Raw genomic sequence first — 16,211 nt, 5'->3', positions numbered from 1 at the left:
CTATGCTTCCAGGAGCCTAAAAAGATCTGCTACCGTGGTACACCTGATAAGGTCTTCGCCGGTGATCGCTTTGTTGTATTCCGTGTCCAACATGACGATAACTCCAAGCGCCGCGAGGGAATCCCACCCTGACAGACTTTCCAACTCGGTCTGCAAGGTGACGTGGACTTGCTCCTGAAAGTCGACCGCCTCAATAAAATTCGCAATAAACTGTTCAGTTTTATCCATGATAGTGCTCGATATGTAGCCTGAGGGGAGCCAGTATGAGAACTGGCAGACACAGTATTCTACTGACCTCGCTACAGTTCAATTTCCTGAAGACAGACGAAATACCAGTACACTCCCTTGATTTACTGATGCCGGTATCCTACTTAGGGTCGTGCAGCAACGCCCCGTAGCGTGGCTCGAACAGTCCAAAATTAGCCCGCTTATTTCTGACCTGCTCCATTTCTTCATACCGCCGCCATTTGGGAGGTGGCATCGGTTGATAAACAATTCTTCAAGCTTCCGGCTATCGGCAACGGTGTCAGGTAGCCCAGGCTGGGGTGCGGTCGCACTTCGTTGTAGCGACGACGCCAGTCTTCAATCACGCTCCTGGCCTCGAACGTATCACGGAACCATTCCAAACTCAGACATTCATCGCGCTATTTTGTCACTGAAGCCCCCGGTGGTACCGTTCTGGCACGACTTGCCCGGATCGATCAACGCCATTTAGATGTCCTGGCCTACGGCCCATTTGAGCAGCGCCGTCGAAACGAATCCGAGGCAGCTATCGGACTGAAGGTATGGCGGTGCGCCTTGCTCACTGATAAGCCGACCGAGAACCTCTATCACGCGGTTAGCTCGCCTAGAGCAGGCCATGCCGATCCGTGGCACTCTTTGACCAGGTGTTCGCGACTGCGCTCGAGCAAGCACGAATCGGTCGGATACGCCACCGCCTTGGCGCTAACGGCGGTGTCCACAATCACGGTCTTCGGGCCGCTCGTGAGCAGCGCGCCAAGCTCGATGGGTCAATGGGCACCTCAGTTTGCAGGTACGTCTCTCCCGTCAACACCTGCCAATACGGGTTCTCCACCCAGCCCCACACGACGTCCTCGTCGGACAGATCAAAAGCGTGCTGCAAATACAGCAGGCCGGCGATCAAACGCGGTGAAGTGGCTGGACGTGCGCGCCCCGAAATGAAGCCTTTTGTGCACACCGCCGTAATGCGATCCTAGCCGATCAGATCAGCCAATTGGATCAAGGGATAGTTCAGCTTGAGGTGTTCGCGTAGCGGATAACCAAACAACTGCCCACTTGGGGGCGTTAAAGGCGTTGGATCCATTGAAAAATACGGAATTATTTGCAGGAGCCTGTATTATCTCAAATCTTGCAATTTCTTACAGCAGAAATCACCCCTAGACCCGTATAAAATATGCCTCCAAGCAATTATTCGGGGCCGACTAGCTACGCACAATCCCTGACAATCTGCGCTGCCAACAGTAGATCGCTACGCCAACGCATGCCTTTCCAAATGGCCAAGCTGCCCGGGGGTGAATCATACGCCCTCGCTAGATAGCCGCCAAGCCGTGCTCGGCAAATCAGGTATTCCACCAAACAGGATTGCTGCGATAACGGCTTGCGCCACTGTTGAGATATCTTAGTGAGCAAGAGTCTCTCGTCTACTTTAAATGCAACCTCTGGTGGCGCTCGGGGTGCAGAGCAATGAATCATGTGCAGCCAGAATATCCGGCAACTTATGATGCAACGCAGGGCGATTAGATTAACGCGCCGTTGCGCCGTGCGAAGCAGGGATTGTTCGAACCGGCAGCCTGATCTCAGGACGTACTTGAACACCTCGATTTTCCAGCGCAGTGCATACCAGCGTAGCTCTTCAATGGAATCGGTTTGAGTGCGCACCGGCATGTCAGTCACCAGGTTCCAGTCTATGGATCTCGCTCTTTGGGCTTGTCCTTTTCTCGCGCGTCGATGAAATAATTACCTGTTTTTGGGTTTGGATGCCAGCGCCCAGCGTCTGACCACAATGTATAGTTTACTCGTACCGCCAAAGTGAACGACATTAATCCCGAAAATCACCTACGCCATGTGCTAACGGTCATCGCCGATCATGCGGTAAACCCAGTTGATGAAATGCTACTCTGGAATGTAAGCTTTAATCGTCGATCGTCGAGATTTATCTTGGCCGGTTTGTCAATACGACCTAGACCGTGTGCTTTCCTTTCCCGCTCGAAAATCTACTACTAAAGATAATATTTGGGATCGATTCGAAAACGCATACAAGCCGAACTTTAATTATTACCGGAAAATTGTACTGGTAAGAATGGAAAGGCCGCTCATCCGGTCAACCCTGTGCAAATCACCCAGTACAACCAGAACCTATCCCGTAACTCAACGCCCATGCAAGGTGACTATCCCTCTGGATTCAATCGAAAAGCTAGCCCGATCCAGCCCCAGGCAGAACCGGCGCCAGGCCTCTCGCATGGCAGCCTCGAAGAAAAATGCGGCCTGGACACTCGGGTCTACCCTGCCGCTGGATTCTGGTCGGTAGCCTGCTCGGATCCGAGCCAGTTCATCTACGGAGTGACTCCACTTGACGGCTAAATCGACATATTCATCCGACGAAGATGCAATAAAAGCTTCCAGTCCAACCGCCTTCATAATGGCTACCCCCTGCTTGCCCACCATGGTCTTGCCGTTTAGTGTGACCGTGGGGATTCCCTGCAGCACAGCGTTGGCACTGGTCGTGCCGCCCGTATAGGGAAAGGTGTCCAACAAAATATCGATATCACGGTGCAGCGCGATATATTCCGCCCAACCCGTGTGTAGCCTGAACGTGAGCTGTTCCGGCGCCACCCCGTAGCGCTGCAGCCGCTTCGAAATGTCGACGCTCATCTGCTCGTCGAACATGTTGCCGATTAGCATCCTGGCATCACGCGCTTGCGTCAGCACGGCGGCCCAAATTTTCAGCACGTCCTCACTGATTTTCTTGGGCCGATTAAGGCTGGCAAACGTCACGTAGCCGTTGCGCAGGCATGGCGCTTGCGTAATCCGCTCAGCCGGCTGAACATTAAGCTCGAATGAGCTCGAAGGCGGCAAATAGATCAGGGCTTCCGTGAACTGGCGTTCCAGCTCGCCCGGTTCCGCCATGTTCTTGTCGGCGATGTAATAGTCCATCGCCTCCAAACCCGTGGTGCAAGGATAGCCGATCCATCCCATCTGCACCGGTGCCGGACGGAACGCGAACATGGGCAACCGGGAGCCTGCAGTATGCCCGGAAAGATCGATAAGAATATCAATCTGATCTTCTTGTATAAGCCGGGCCAGCTGAACATCGTCGATGCCTGCGACAGGACGCCATTGTGCACAAGAGCGCTTCAGACGCTCGCTAACCGCATCATGGATCAGCGCGTTGCTGTAGGCATAGATGGAAAAACGCGCTTTGTCCAAATCACGCCAGATTCGCTCTATGAAACTGCTGACAGCATGATTGCGCAGGTCGGCAGACACGAAGCCGATTCGTAGCGGCCGTTCAGGGTCCTGCCCCGGGGTGAAAAAAAATGACTGGCCGGACTTCCGGGCGTTTTCTTCCGCGATCTGACCGTAGGCACGGTGCTGTGCAAACAGCGCCTCCGGCGATATATGACTATTGTGCAGAAGAGCAAACAAGTAGTTGCTGCGGATGCCAAGATTGTTGGGCTCTTGTGCCAATGCTTTCTCAAACCAGCCCACCGCCGCTTCCATCGCGCCCAGATCGCTGACAATGTTGCCCAAATTATTCATGATGTCGGAATCATTAGGCAGGAACTTCAGCGCATGGGTGCAGAAGAGTTCGGCAGCATGAGCGTCCGAATATTCTCGCCGCAAGGTGCCAAGCACATTCCACAACGGCCCGCTGGTAGGGCATCGCAGCAGCAGCCATTTGGCCAGCAAGTCTGCGGCGTGGTTACGGCTGCTTTTCCACAGCGCGTTGACCAGGATGTAATAAATGTCCGGGTCGTTGGAGGCCAACGCGATGGCATGAACCGCTGGCGCGGTGCTTAAATCATCGCGGCCCATGCTCATGTGCACCATCGCCAGCAGCTTCCAGGCGTCCTGCTGCCGCGGAAAGCGCTGAGCCAGCTTTTGCGCCTCTTCCAGCGCAGCTTGGCGCGGCCCATTCAAGTGCGCCGCCCATGTCTTCTTCAAGGATTCGCGGAATTGGCGGGACGCCGCATCTTGGGCGCCTTTGCGGTTCGCTTGCGCGCCAAAAGCCAAAGCATAAGGCTGCCCGCCGCCCTGCAGGGCCGGCACGGCAAATCCATGCATCAACCAGGGTAGTACGGCATGCATCCACTTCATACCGTCGGCGTGCGTCTCCAGCGAGAAACGGAAATATTCGGCCCAGGCCGACGGGCCCCCCAGCAACAGGCCGCCGTGTCGCAACGCATCGACGATGCCGCAAAATCGCTCCATCAACTGTGTACGCGCCTGCTCTGGTGTCACGCTGGCGAATCGCTCGAACACACGGTCAAAATCCGTTATGCCGTCGAACAATCTTGCCACCGCCAGGGCCTCGTCCCGTGCCAGCCAAGTTTCGTAGCGATCGTTGCTGACCCGGCTCCAGCCGGGCTGCTGACCACCGCAAGCCAGCTCAAGTCTGGGTCGCGCCAGTAAGCCACGCGATTGGGTCGCTCCAGCCGGCATGGTTTCTGGCAAACGAAATCCGAACCCGAAGCAGTCCTTCAAGAACAACTCACGCAACGTCCTCCAAGGGGCTTCAGAAGCAAACCGAGCGCTATCAATCAGGACCTCCGGATTCTGACAATGCCACGTCAATTGCTCCTGCCTCAATGAAGCCGGCCAAGCGGCAGTGAGCGCGTCCAGCACGGCCTGCTGGTCGGGATCGGTAACTTGATGCAGTTGGCCATCCGGCGTCCGATAAGTGTCGTCGAAGCTGCCGTTGCCTCGCAACTGACGGCCGCCCCGAGCAGTCCATTGGAAGTCCTTCAAACGCGATAGATCGGGGCTGGGCAGCACATCATCCGCGCGGGCTGCACGAGTCAGGATGCTGCAACGCAAACTACGGTTGACCAGAAAGTCCAGGTATTGCTGACCCAAGACCTTGTGCTGCCCCGGGTTGATAGCTGCGCATAGTTCAGCGATGCGCTTGCCGTAGTGCTCGGGCATTTCCGACTGTACGTGGACATCGCTTACATATGTCAGGCCCGCCTGCTCTGCCATGCCGGTAAATTCAATCAAATAACAAGGTGTGTTCAGGCCTTGCAGGTACTTGAGCGAAAGAAGATCGTCAGATTCCTGCTCGGCCTGTGCCACGAACCCTTGCAACCCCTGCGCCTCCCGGCCCACCTGTGCGAGGCCAATTGACAGGAAAGTCAGCATCGAACGTGCAGCGGCCAGCCTTGACTCGTCGCTGCCGTCGTTCAGGCCGGACTGCAAAAGCAATGCATCACGCAATGTGTCGCCGGCGCGCCAGCCAGGGTATGTACTGTATTGGCAACACAGCAAACCTTCCGGGGCTAGGTTTTTTGCACAGTAATCCAGCAGCACCTGGCGCGCATCATTGGCCAGAAGGCTAAATACCCCCCGGATCACGATGTAGTCGAACTGGCCGAAGTCGCTTTGCAGCAAGTCGCCAAGGTCTGTCGCAAGCAGTGCGATATTGCCCAGCCCGTGTTCCTGCACGAAGGCTTGCCCTACCTCCACGACCGCCGGATCTAGATCCACGCCCACCACCTGTGCGCGTGGGTATGCTTGCGCCCAGGCAATCAGATGGGTTCCGGCCCCGCAGCCCAGTTCGAGTACGCGAGCACCGGATACCGGGTTCCCGGCAACCCCATGCAGATATGCCGCCGCACGGAGATGTTCGGGAGAAAGGAGCTCCCCGTTTACACCCTGCCCGGGATCGGCAGGAGCCAAGAAGTCTTGATCGAGGTTTGGCAAGCGCAATGAAACATCCTACATGAGTGAAAAAACGAACCTCCGGCTACGCCGAAGGCTCGTTACAAACAAAAAAGGATTCCCAAGCGATGCCCAGGAATCCCTTTGCAAACCTGGCTGCTTCCGCCGGCAAGCAGCTACAGCGCATAGCACTATAGCACTATAGCACCAGCCGGACGCGTGCCGGTTGCCGGTGCTGAGCAGCGATTAACGCAGCAGCGACAGAACTGTCTGCGGAACCTGGTTGGCTTGCGCGAGGACCGAAGTACCTGCCTGTTGTAGAATCTGCGCGCGGGTCATGTTGGAGACTTCGACGGCGTAGTCGGCGTCTTCAATACGCGAGCGGGCTGCGGACAGGTTGGTGATGGTGTTGTTCAGGTTGGCGATCGTCGACTGGAAACGGTTTTGGATCGCACCTAGGTTGGAACGTGCGCTGTCAACACTGCCCAAGGCGGTGTCAATCGCGGTGATCGTGGCCTTGGCCTTCGCGTTATCGGTTACATCCAAGCTATCGATCTTCAGGCTACTCGACGTCGCGTTCAGCAGCGAACCGGTGGTGATCTGGATGATGTCGGATGCGTCGGTGCCAGCACCCACTTGGAAGTTCAGAACGGAATTATCACCATTCAGCAGCTTAACGCCGTTGAACGAAGCCGAGCTGGCGATACGGTTAATTTCTTGCACGCGCTGATCAATTTCTTCCTTGATCGACTCACGATCGCCCGATATGTTGGTGTCATTTGCAGCCTGCACAGCCAATTCACGAATGCGCTGCAGGTTGGAGTTGATTTCGTTCAGATTGCCTTCAGCAGTTTGAGCCAACGAGATGCCATCGTTAGCGTTGCGGGCAGCCTGGGTCATACCGCGAACCTGAGCGGTCATGCGGTTGGCGATGGCCTGGCCAGCGGCATCGTCCTTGGCGCTGTTGATGCGCAGGCCGGAGGACAGGCGCTCGATGGCAGTGCCAAGGGCGCTTTGCGATTTGCCGAGGTTGTTCTGGGAAACCAGAGCCAGGTAGTTGGTGTTGATGACGGACATGGATTACTCCTGCAAGTGAAAAGACAGTGGTTTGAACTGCCCGGTTAATCAGGAAAACCGTTGCCGGGTGGAATCCTGGCCCAACCTTTACGTGTTGGGCTGGCTCGGTATTTCCTGTACTTGCTGGTTTACGGTGCTTCCTCGGAGAAGTTTAGGTCTGGTCAGGAAAAATTTTACTAATCGTCTCCCCAGGGGTAGGCGTCCCTTCGCGACTGGAGTGTCATGATTTTTGTGTTAGGTGAGTTTCGATAAATCATCAATCTGCCTGTTTTCCATACGACTGAGAAGCTAGCGCGCAGAAGGCCTGCGTGAACTGATCTTCGTATAAGATAGCAAATTACCCCATCGCTGCCTTCCAGTGATGGGTTGACGGACTCCATCTGATGCTGATAATTCGAATGGCCAACCATAGCAGCTTTACGGCGCGCCGGTTTGAAGAGCCAAATCCCCACAGCGCTGGATAGGTCAAGGTCGATCAAGCCCAGCGAATGTATCAGGGGCTATTCTCACGCTGTAAACCGCACGGCCGCAAGAATCATCGAGCATTGCGACAGTGGCCACCACGTCTAACCTCTTAAAGTCACAAAAAACTAGCGTCAGATACTTGTCAATTCATGCGTGGTACAGAAGATGCGGCGTAGAGCGGGCGGGAAGGCGAACAGAGGGTACACCTGGTCCCAAGCTTGCTCCCCGGGCGCTCGGAGTCATCGGGTATTTCAGGCACGAAGGCCCTTGCGCAAACGCTTGCAGAGGCTGCTAACCAGCCCGGGCGTTGAGAGCACCGTAAGTCGGACGCAGCGCGCTAGTGAGCTTTCTTCTGTCATTCTGGCTGGCATAGCTCATGCTCTGGCATATCAGCCGCACACCAATCCGACATTGTCGGAAATAAAACCGAGAAGCCCCGGTTCGAGCAGTTTATTACACTTCCCAGGCGATGATTGTCGCCGAAACAACAACGTAAAAACGTGACCCAAGAACAGCGATCATTGTTAGCTCCTGACTGCCCTGCCAGCCATCGACGCCAGCTCAATATAGCGAGCAGCCTCTTGGGACCGGCCCGTATTCTCGTAGAGGACGGCCAGATTCTGCGCAGCAAGAAAGCTTCCGCGCCCTGCTACCGCACCCGATAAGTCAGGCTGCTCGCCTATTTGCAAACACTTCAACCAGCTAGTTTCAACGATAGGCAACAGTTGTTCCGCCTGCCCAGGATTCAACACAGCCCAGTCCAAAAGTACGTCGCCCACACAAAAAAAGAAATCAGGAGATTGCGGCCAGCGGTCAAATTCGCTACTTGCCAACGCTATGGCATCTTCATGCCGATTCGCCATTTTTAATGTGAACATGGTTCGAACGATCAAGTCATGGCGATAAGGATCAGCCAATTCCGAGACGGCAAGCGCCTTCACGAAATAATCTGCCGACTCCCTATACTTATCGTATATCGATAAGTCTTTTCCCAGTTGATACAGCAAGTACCCATCATTTGGACTGGCTTCCAGCGCTTTTCTTAATAAGGCGTCATTACGGCCTGCTTTAGCTGCTAGTCGCTGCGGCATATAGCCATCGTGTTCAATACATACACCGACTCGTCGGCAGGCAAGCCCTGCTCCGTTCGGTTGCTCATGTATACGCCCCGTGTAACGTACGCCCTTGGGCAATAGCCGCGAAATCCAGTTAGTCGATTCAGCATCAACACCCGCGTTACGGAAAAAACTTGTCAGCGCCACCTGACCAATAAACGGTTCGTTGCCCAGGCATCTGAGCTCGTCGTGACCGGATACCAACCATTCGTCAGCATCCAGCACGAGTTTCCAGTCCGACCAGGATAAGTCAAGCGCGGCGTTGCGGGCAGCGGAAAAATCATCGCGCCACTGGAAATGGTGGACACGAGCGCCCAAGCGTTTGGCAATCTCCACCGTTGCGTCCGTAGAACCGGTATCCAGAACAATCATCTCATCAACAATGGGTGAAACGCTTGAGAGACAGCGTTCAAGGTTTTTCTCTTCGTTCTTCACGATCATGACAAGCGCAAGGGTAGACAAGGCGGTTTCCTTCTTGAACGAGGCACTAATGCCGTATGCACATTATCAGTTAATTTTTTGCGGTGGTAGTGGGATTACAGTGACTCATCACGCCCCCTAGCATAGTAAATGAAAGGCTCTGTACTCTATCGAGCGGCGACCCCGAACGGGATACTTCGCGTCGGCGGATAAGTAATTACTAATTCAGACTTATTTTGCGCGATCCCGCGCGAAGCTCAGATCCACACACGCTTAACAACGACTAGGTTTGGTCTTGAATCTAGAAGTACGCTGATGCATCCAGGCCGCTGTGCCGGCCAGTTGCTACCCTGCCTTATCACCTAGGCCTTCCCCGAACAGATCGACGGGTAGCAGCGCTGAAAGAGAATGCGCGGGCCACGAGTCCGTTTTTCGATACAGTACATGTCTTCATGACCTGTTACCGCACGAATAACCAAGCAACCGATTGAAAGCATCGGCTGTGCAGTAGCACTGTATTTTGATCCGGACTTCACCTACAGCAAGGCTTGAAACTCGGCTTCGCCTGGGTTTTCATGCCAATCTTTTTGCCTTAACTGTGCCCTGATTCGCGCCACGGCCTGGGAACGCAATTGCGACACTCTACCCTCCGTAATGCCCATTACCACGCCGATTTCCTTCTGGTTCAAATCCTGTTCAAACTGCAACGAGAGCAGCAACCGCTCGCGTTCGGGCAGCACCTGAATTGCAGCGATCAGCGCATTGCGAAGACCCTGCGACACCAACTGATCCAGGGGACTGGCCCAATGCTTAGCATGATCCGCGTCGTCACTACTTTGCGTACGTTCCAATGCATTAGATGAATCTTCTCCCTGTCGGGTAAGGTCTTCGTAATGAACAATCTGTACGCCAAATGCGCCCTCCAGCAAATCCTGGTAGTCGCCAAGGCTCACGCCCATCTCTCCAGCGATTTCGGTCTCGGTGGCAGGCCGCATTAGCCGATGACTAAGCCGGTGCATGGCTTGCTCTATAGATTTGGTTTTGCTTCGCACACTGCGTGGTAGCCAGTCCTGACTACGCAGTTCGTCCAGCATGGCACCACGTATTCGAGTAACAGCATAGGTTTCGAACTGTGCTTCGGCGGTATGCTCGTATCGGCGCACAGCATCCAGTAAACCCATCATGCCAGCCTGCATCAGGTCATCCAGCTCAACACTGGCCGGCAGTCTGGCAACCAACTGCAAAGCCAAGCGGCGAACCAGTGGAGCGTACTGCCCAACGAGAAGGTCTTCGGGGCTAGGCATGCGGAATTCATAAACGAGCTATCAGACTGTCATTGTGACTTACCTTTCCCGCCCCGTTGGCGCGATCAGCGCATGGTTTTATTGCCTATTCGCCAATTTAAACTAAAGAAACCGCTTTTCCTGACGTTAATCTTGCTATACAACCCCCTAGCAGAAAATATAGATAATAATTTCAGGAGCCACCAACATGGTCAACCTCGTTGCTTCCAACGCCGCTGCAATGCCTTACGCTGCAACTAGTACGGAATTAGAAAGCCCGGCGCTCCCCCCTGACCCGGCGGTACAGGTAACAGCCGGCAGCGAGACGCGGGATAGCGGCACCGCCACGTCCAACAAGAGCGGCGGCGCACAACCGGACGGCAGCGATTCCCTGGACAAAGCTCTAGAAGCCATTAATAAAAACATGGGGGCATGGTCCACTGGCATGCGCTTCGATATTGACGAAGACGCGCAACGGGTAGTGGTGTCGATAATAGACAGCGAAACTGGCGAAATATTGCGCACCGTGCCCAGCGACGCGGTAATTCGCATTGCCAAGATGATAGTCCAGTTGCAAGGCAAAAGCATCGATACACGGGTATAACGAACTCTGCCGTAGTCCTGACTTGGACCGAACTGGTAAACAAGCAATATTTAACGTCCCTATCGCGGGCATTACATCAGATTGATTTGCAGGATAATACCCTCAAACTGGAGTTTTAAATGGCTATATCATCTATCGGTGTCGGTTCGAATCTTCCTCTGGGAGACTTGCTTGAAAGCTTGCGTAAAAGTGAGAATCAGGCGCTAAACTTGATCAAGTTCCAGCAAACCAGCGCAGAAAATCGTTTTTCTGCATACGGCACGTTAAAGAGCACGATAGAGGCGTTAAAAAAGACGTCTGACGCCCTTGGTAAAGCTGAAACCTTCGGCGCATTGAAAACCAGTGCGAACGGCGACGCTTTTACCGCTGTAGCCACCTCAAGCGCTGTCGCCGCGGAATATAGTATTAAGATTACGGATTTAGCGAGTTCACAAACCTTGGTCGCAGCCGGACAAGCGGATCGCGCAACTACAATTGCTGGCGAGGGTGATACGGGCCCGATAGATATCGAAATCGCTCTAGGTAACGATTCGAAAAAGACGATCACCATTAATAAGGAAGACACTTCCATTGATGGAATAATGAAGGCCATTAATAATGACCCAGAACTGGGGGTTAGTGCGACGGTAATTAATGACGGATTAGAATCGCCATTTCGCCTTGTACTGACCGCTAAAGCTACAGGAACCAAGGCTGCTGTGACTAGCATCACGGTCACGGGTAGCCCTAATCTACAAGGCGCCATTGGCTATAACAGCGACGACGGTAACCTATTCGAGCAAACGGCAGCAGAAAACGCGAAGCTTACGGTCAATGGTCTTGCTATCGTAAGCCAGTCCAATACCATCAGGGACGTGCTTGATGGCGTTACGCTAACGCTTTCCAAGAAAACTACTGAGCCGACTATTCTTTCCATTGCCCGCGACGATGCCGTTACCTCTGCCGCCATCAATGCCTTCGTTACGGCGTACAACAAGCTACAAGGCACTGTCAACTCGTTGACCTCTTTTAACGTTGAACAGAAATCCCAAAGCGCATTAACAGGTGACAGCCTAACGCGAAGCATTCAGAGCCGGATACGGGGAACATTGAACGTGGACGAGTCCTCTGGGCCTATTCGCACCTTAGCGCAATTGGGAATTACCACCAACCCCAACAACGGTATGCTCGAAGTAAATACTAGCAAACTAAATGCAGCGTTAGCCGACAACATGATCGACGTGCAGAAGCTATTCGCAGCCGAGAGTGGCATTAGTGCCACGCTAGGGGCAGTCGCCGATACTTTCATAAAAAGCGGCGGCCTGATTAACAACGCCACAGATAGCATCGCCACCATTCGTAAGACACTTCAAAGACAATATGACGCAACGTCTGATCGTATAGACCAAAAAATGGAGACCTATCGGCGACAATTTACAGCGCTTGATTCCATGGTTGCACAAATGAATTCAGTCAGCACTTATTTGACGCAGCAGTTGTCGATGCTGGGTAATATCTCTAACAGTAAATAGAATGACGTACGGAATATCACCTCGTGGCTTCGGGAGAAGATCGACCCAAGCCTATGCGAATATAGGCTTGGAAACCGAAGTATTTAGCGCTAGCCCCGAACATTTGATTACGCTGTTGTTCAATGGTGCGCAGGCAGCCATTATGAAAGCGCGTCTGCATATGGAAAGTGGCAATCTGGAGGGCCGCGGCACGGCTATATCTAAAGCCATCGATATTGTGGATTCGGGGCTAAAGGCCAGTGTTGACAGAGAATCGGGCGGCGAATTGGCCACTAATCTTGTTGCTACCTACGAACTCATCATACGCAATCTGCTGCTCGCTAATTTGAATGCTGATCTTGAAAAGTTGGCCTTGGCGGAACGATTACTGGTTGATATTGGCAGCGCCTGGCGCGAAGCTGTAGACCCAATCCGTTCTGAAATGGTTGCAGGCTGAACGGCGTAAGTCGTAGTCCCGAGCCCCTACCGATAGTCCTAATCCGTTAAATATCATATGCTTGTGTAGTTAGCAAACAATATTCGAAAACCGCCTTACCCTTCGATAAGCACTCGCCCACCCCGTCCGATGATTCTGCCTATGAGCCACTCCCCTTCCATTTTGCGCCAGTATGAAATCATTGCCGGTATCTCTCAACGTATGCTGGCGGAGGCGCGCGCCAATAACTGGGATAGCGTGGTGGACTTAGGCGAGCAATATCACGACGCCGTCGAATCCCTGCGTTCTATTAAAGAACTTAGCACTGAAGACCGCCAAGCGCGTAAAGAAGTATTGACCAAAATTTTGGATGACGACGCCCATATTCGCATGCTGGCAGCGCCTGAACTTGGCCGCTTAAGCTCGCTTCTGGGCAACATGAAACGTCAGCAGTCAGTGTTGCATGCCTATTCCAGCAACGCGTCGTAAACCATGAGCATCGGCGGCCCTTCGGCCCTGGGCACCTTGCTGGTGCATCGGCTTGATTCCGTTCTAGGCACCACGCTATCGCAGCAGGCAAACCTTGTTTCGGGTGCCCGGCCCGACGCGGTGACCCAACCTGGCAGTGCCGAACGCGCCGATCCTGCTCAGAACGACATACACCGCCAACCGCGCGATGGCGTTGACCGGGCCACCGCACAAACCGAGGAGCAAACGAGGCAAGCCATCAATCGCGCCAAGATTGACGCCCGCATGGCGGAATTGTTGGCAGCGCGCAGTGCGCCCGATACCAGCACAACCAAATCGGCACCGACCAGCCTTGGTCACGCCGCGCGAACCATATTGGCCCTTTTAGCCAACTCTCCCGAGCAGGCACCTGCCGTCCTAGGACAAAGACCACTGCTTCCCAATAATCCCCTTCTTGCCCAGGGAAAAGGTACTGGCACGTCGGTCGCATCCGGGGCAAATCCTGCCGGACCTTCAGGAACAACTCAGGCTTCTGCCCGCAATCCGATGGCATCGGCGACGCCCGCAGCTGGATCGGCAGCGTCATCCGAACCAAAAGGCCAAGCGCAAACGGGATCAAACGCTCTGGGCCGGGCTAACGCCACTTCCATGTTGACGCCCAATGCAGGCTCGGTCCCCGCCCAGTTGGCGCAGGCCTTAGCCCATGCCGTAAAGAATAGCGGCCTCTTTTATGAATCGCACCTGCATAGCCTGGCATTTGGCAAACAAAGCCCCGCCCAGCTCCAGCAAGAACCGCAAGCTCAAGTAGGACGTGGCAGGACAGACGGAACGCCTGCAGGTAACAGCAATAGCGCCGGTACTGCAGCGTCCCCTTCTACTACCGCGACCACAGCTTCACAAGCGTCACACACAAGCTCCGCAGATCAAACAGCGCAAATCACCCAAGGCCACCGTGGCGAAGCAATCGCTGGTCAAAATACAGCTTCTGCCTCCACATCTGGTGCTGCGAATCCAGGCGCTCCGGTGCCCGTCCCCGGCCTGGACCCGCAGACGCATCAGCTAGTTCGTCAACAGCTTGAAGTACTGGCCAATCAGACCTTCGCGTGGCGCGGCGAAGCATGGCCCAATGCGCCCATGGAATGGGAGATCAATCGACGCGAACCGTCGCGCGACGACGTTGACCTGTCGCCCGAAGCCGAACACTGGGCAACACGCATCAATATCCAGCTACCAGTGCTGGGAAATGTCCAAGCCAGGCTAACACTGGCCGGCCAGCAGCTCGTCATGCAACTAATAGCGCCCGAATCTTCGGAACTGCTAAGCGAGCACGTCGAAGCCTTGCGCAGCCGCTTCTCCGCCCGCGGCATGCAGCTAAGCCAGCTCTCCGTCGCCAGCAACGCTTGGGAATCTGCCATGCAAAGCCAGCAAGCCCAGGCAAACGCCAATAGCGTCTCCGCAGCGGCAAGTTCGCAGCAGTACGACGCCTCCGAAACACCCGGCCTTCCAGGCGATGGCAGCGCAACACCATGACAGCCAGCTCACACCGTCCCAATGACGGCCGCCCGGTTGCCGTCGCCCTCACCTACGATAAAGACGACGCCGCTCCCCGCGTCGTCGCCAAAGGCTACGGCAGCCTAGCCGAAACCATCATCCGCACCGCGAAAGAAAACGGCCTATACGTCCACGAATCCCCGGAACTCGTAGGCCTGTTAATGCAAATAGACCTCGACGCCCACATTCCCCCGCAGCTATACGTCGCCATTGCCGAACTACTCGCATGGCTCTACGCGCTGGAGGGTGGGAAAAGTGAAGAATTGTTTGCTGCTGCCGACCAGTTATAGGATCCGCAGTCGCCAGTTCAGGAGGTTAGATACGCAGTAGATCCGCAGAGACCTACGGTCACTGCTCCGGCCGTTTATATCACCCTGCCATGTCATCTGGCTGTAATAAAATATCCGCCAAAGTCCCGCGCTCGGCAAGAATAAAAACCACCATTTCTCTGCCGCCCTCGCCGCATACCAACCCGTTAAATATGAAACGCAATCAGGCGCAGAGGGCCCGGGAGGGCAAGGCGAAATTTTGAGCAAGCCGGCCAGGGGCCTGGATTGGGCATACAAAGTGCGCACTGTTTGAACGGCACGCTTGTGAACGACCCAGTCCTTCACGCCGTGAGTTTGCGCACGGCCCGATCCAGGACCCTGGCCGGGCAGTTCCGGGCGAAGCACGGAACCGCAGCGATATTGAGCCCTGCCCTCTCGGGTCCACTGCGCCGACGCAAGAAACCTTATACCCGAGAAAAAAGGGCTACCCTTACACCGCCATACTAGCAATTTCCTGATACGCAGCGACCAGCCGATTCCGAACCTGAATCGTAGCCTGGAAAGCAATGCCAGCCTTCTGCATATCAATCATCACATCGTTAAGCGCCACATCCGGCGCCCCTAACTGAAACGCCCGGCCCTGCGCCGCAGCGCTATTCTGCATGTCAGACACTCGACCCAGCGACCGCGCCAATTCAGCAGCAAAGCCGCCCACTTCCGGCACTGCATCGTTGCCACGCACCGGCGCCGCTGAAGCAGCATTAGCAACCGCCCGCATCTGCGACAACATACTCTCAATTGCGGATATATTTTGTATAGCCATTTGTATAGTCCTATAGCGCGACCTTTTCACGCCTGCCTAATGTACCCAAATCCAATGCACCGCAAGCTACGCATCAAGCACCAAAAACCCAGCCTTTTCCAGCAATAGCGCGCCCTACCGCAGGGGCTATAGTCTCCCTCGCTAATGCTACAGCGACTTCAACACAACAAAATCAGGCATTAGTCCGTTCACCCATACACCCCTTCCATTAGAGCTAAATAACACCCAAAACCAGCGTTTTTCAACGCTTGCCTGAAACGCATTCCGCGCAATAATTCAAACTCCCTTATTTTTGTCTTGCCGCATGTACAC

At 54.6% G+C, this 16,211-nt stretch carries 15 protein-coding genes and 1 pseudogene; 7 read left to right on the top strand and 9 right to left on the bottom strand.

Going from position 1 to position 16,211, the window contains the following annotated elements; all coding sequences use genetic code 11:
- The 4 genes and pseudogenes from EKL30_RS00785 to EKL30_RS00775 all read right to left on the bottom strand — a co-directional run.
- Window positions 1-228, bottom strand: coding sequence for an acyl carrier protein (locus tag EKL30_RS00785; RefSeq protein WP_126705303.1), 228 nt, complete (start codon window positions 226-228; stop codon window positions 1-3).
- Window positions 229-452: 224 nt separating this feature from the next.
- Window positions 453-632, bottom strand: coding sequence for an integrase core domain-containing protein (locus EKL30_RS00780; RefSeq protein WP_126705302.1), 180 nt, complete (start codon window positions 630-632; stop codon window positions 453-455).
- A 198-nt stretch (window positions 633-830) separates the two neighbouring features.
- On the bottom strand, window positions 831-962 hold the full coding sequence (locus EKL30_RS19385; RefSeq protein WP_370246221.1) for a hypothetical protein: 132 nt from the start codon (window positions 960-962) through the stop codon (window positions 831-833).
- Window positions 963-994: 32 nt separating this feature from the next.
- Window positions 995-1,324: pseudogene (locus EKL30_RS00775) on the bottom strand (transposase); the annotation flags it as partial.
- A 725-nt stretch (window positions 1,325-2,049) separates the two neighbouring features.
- On the opposite strand from EKL30_RS00775, the gene EKL30_RS19030 reads away from it, so the two are divergent.
- Complete coding sequence (locus EKL30_RS19030) at window positions 2,050-2,244, top strand: transposase domain-containing protein (protein WP_233582638.1); 195 nt, start codon at window positions 2,050-2,052, stop codon at window positions 2,242-2,244.
- Window positions 2,245-2,388: 144 nt separating this feature from the next.
- Here EKL30_RS19030 and EKL30_RS00765 read toward each other — a convergent pair whose 3' ends face one another.
- The 4 genes from EKL30_RS00765 to EKL30_RS00750 all read right to left on the bottom strand — a co-directional run bounded on the left by EKL30_RS00765 (window position 2,389) and on the right by EKL30_RS00750 (window position 10,279).
- Window positions 2,389-5,946 (bottom strand): methyltransferase regulatory domain-containing protein, encoded by a 3,558-nt coding sequence (locus EKL30_RS00765; RefSeq protein ID WP_126705301.1) that lies wholly within the window; start codon window positions 5,944-5,946, stop codon window positions 2,389-2,391.
- Window positions 5,947-6,144: 198 nt separating this feature from the next.
- Window positions 6,145-6,975: a flagellin gene (locus EKL30_RS00760; protein WP_126705300.1), complete on the bottom strand. Its 831-nt coding sequence runs from the start codon at window positions 6,973-6,975 to the stop codon at window positions 6,145-6,147.
- 989 nt (window positions 6,976-7,964) lie between these two features.
- Window positions 7,965-9,017 carry a glycosyltransferase family 2 protein gene (locus EKL30_RS00755; RefSeq protein ID WP_126705299.1) on the bottom strand — a complete coding sequence of 351 codons (1,053 nt, stop codon included), beginning with the start codon at window positions 9,015-9,017 and terminating at the stop codon, window positions 7,965-7,967.
- A 494-nt stretch (window positions 9,018-9,511) separates the two neighbouring features.
- Window positions 9,512-10,279, bottom strand: a complete 768-nt coding sequence (locus EKL30_RS00750; protein WP_126705298.1) for an RNA polymerase sigma factor FliA — start codon at window positions 10,277-10,279, stop codon at window positions 9,512-9,514.
- A gap of 187 nt (window positions 10,280-10,466) precedes the next feature.
- Between EKL30_RS00750 and EKL30_RS00745 the strand changes: the two genes are divergently transcribed.
- The 6 genes from EKL30_RS00745 (at window position 10,467) to EKL30_RS00720 (ending at window position 15,097) form a co-directional block, all read left to right on the top strand.
- Window positions 10,467-10,862 carry a flagellar protein FlaG gene (locus EKL30_RS00745; RefSeq protein ID WP_126705297.1) on the top strand — a complete coding sequence of 132 codons (396 nt, stop codon included), beginning with the start codon at window positions 10,467-10,469 and terminating at the stop codon, window positions 10,860-10,862.
- Window positions 10,863-10,981: 119 nt separating this feature from the next.
- On the top strand, window positions 10,982-12,373 hold the full coding sequence (gene fliD, locus EKL30_RS00740) for a flagellar filament capping protein FliD (RefSeq protein ID WP_126705296.1): 1,392 nt from the start codon (window positions 10,982-10,984) through the stop codon (window positions 12,371-12,373).
- A gap of 1 nt (window position 12,374) precedes the next feature.
- Window positions 12,375-12,809, top strand: a complete 435-nt coding sequence (gene fliS / locus EKL30_RS00735; RefSeq protein ID WP_126705295.1) for a flagellar export chaperone FliS — start codon at window positions 12,375-12,377, stop codon at window positions 12,807-12,809.
- Between the two features lie 141 nt (window positions 12,810-12,950).
- Entirely contained in the window at window positions 12,951-13,277 is a 327-nt protein-coding gene (locus tag EKL30_RS00730; protein ID WP_126705294.1) for a flagellar protein FliT, read from the top strand.
- Between the two features lie 3 nt (window positions 13,278-13,280).
- Window positions 13,281-14,786 (top strand): flagellar hook-length control protein FliK, encoded by a 1,506-nt coding sequence (locus EKL30_RS00725; RefSeq protein ID WP_126705293.1) that lies wholly within the window; start codon window positions 13,281-13,283, stop codon window positions 14,784-14,786.
- Complete coding sequence (locus EKL30_RS00720) at window positions 14,783-15,097, top strand: EscU/YscU/HrcU family type III secretion system export apparatus switch protein (protein ID WP_126705292.1); 315 nt, start codon at window positions 14,783-14,785, stop codon at window positions 15,095-15,097. Before EKL30_RS00725 ends, EKL30_RS00720 begins: the two co-directional genes overlap by 4 nt.
- Before the next feature lie 469 nt (window positions 15,098-15,566).
- Here the strand turns inward: EKL30_RS00720 and fliE are convergent, their stop codons facing one another.
- Entirely contained in the window at window positions 15,567-15,899 is a 333-nt protein-coding gene (gene fliE, locus EKL30_RS00715; RefSeq protein WP_126705291.1) for a flagellar hook-basal body complex protein FliE, read from the bottom strand.
- Window positions 15,900-16,211 lie beyond the last annotated feature (312 nt).

The sequence above is a fragment of the Candidimonas sp. SYP-B2681 genome, assembly GCF_003971065.1.
Lineage (GTDB): Bacteria > Pseudomonadota > Gammaproteobacteria > Burkholderiales > Burkholderiaceae_B > Pollutimonas.
Note: the sequence above shows the minus strand (reverse complement) of the source record. Positions and strands in the feature narration are given on the sequence as shown.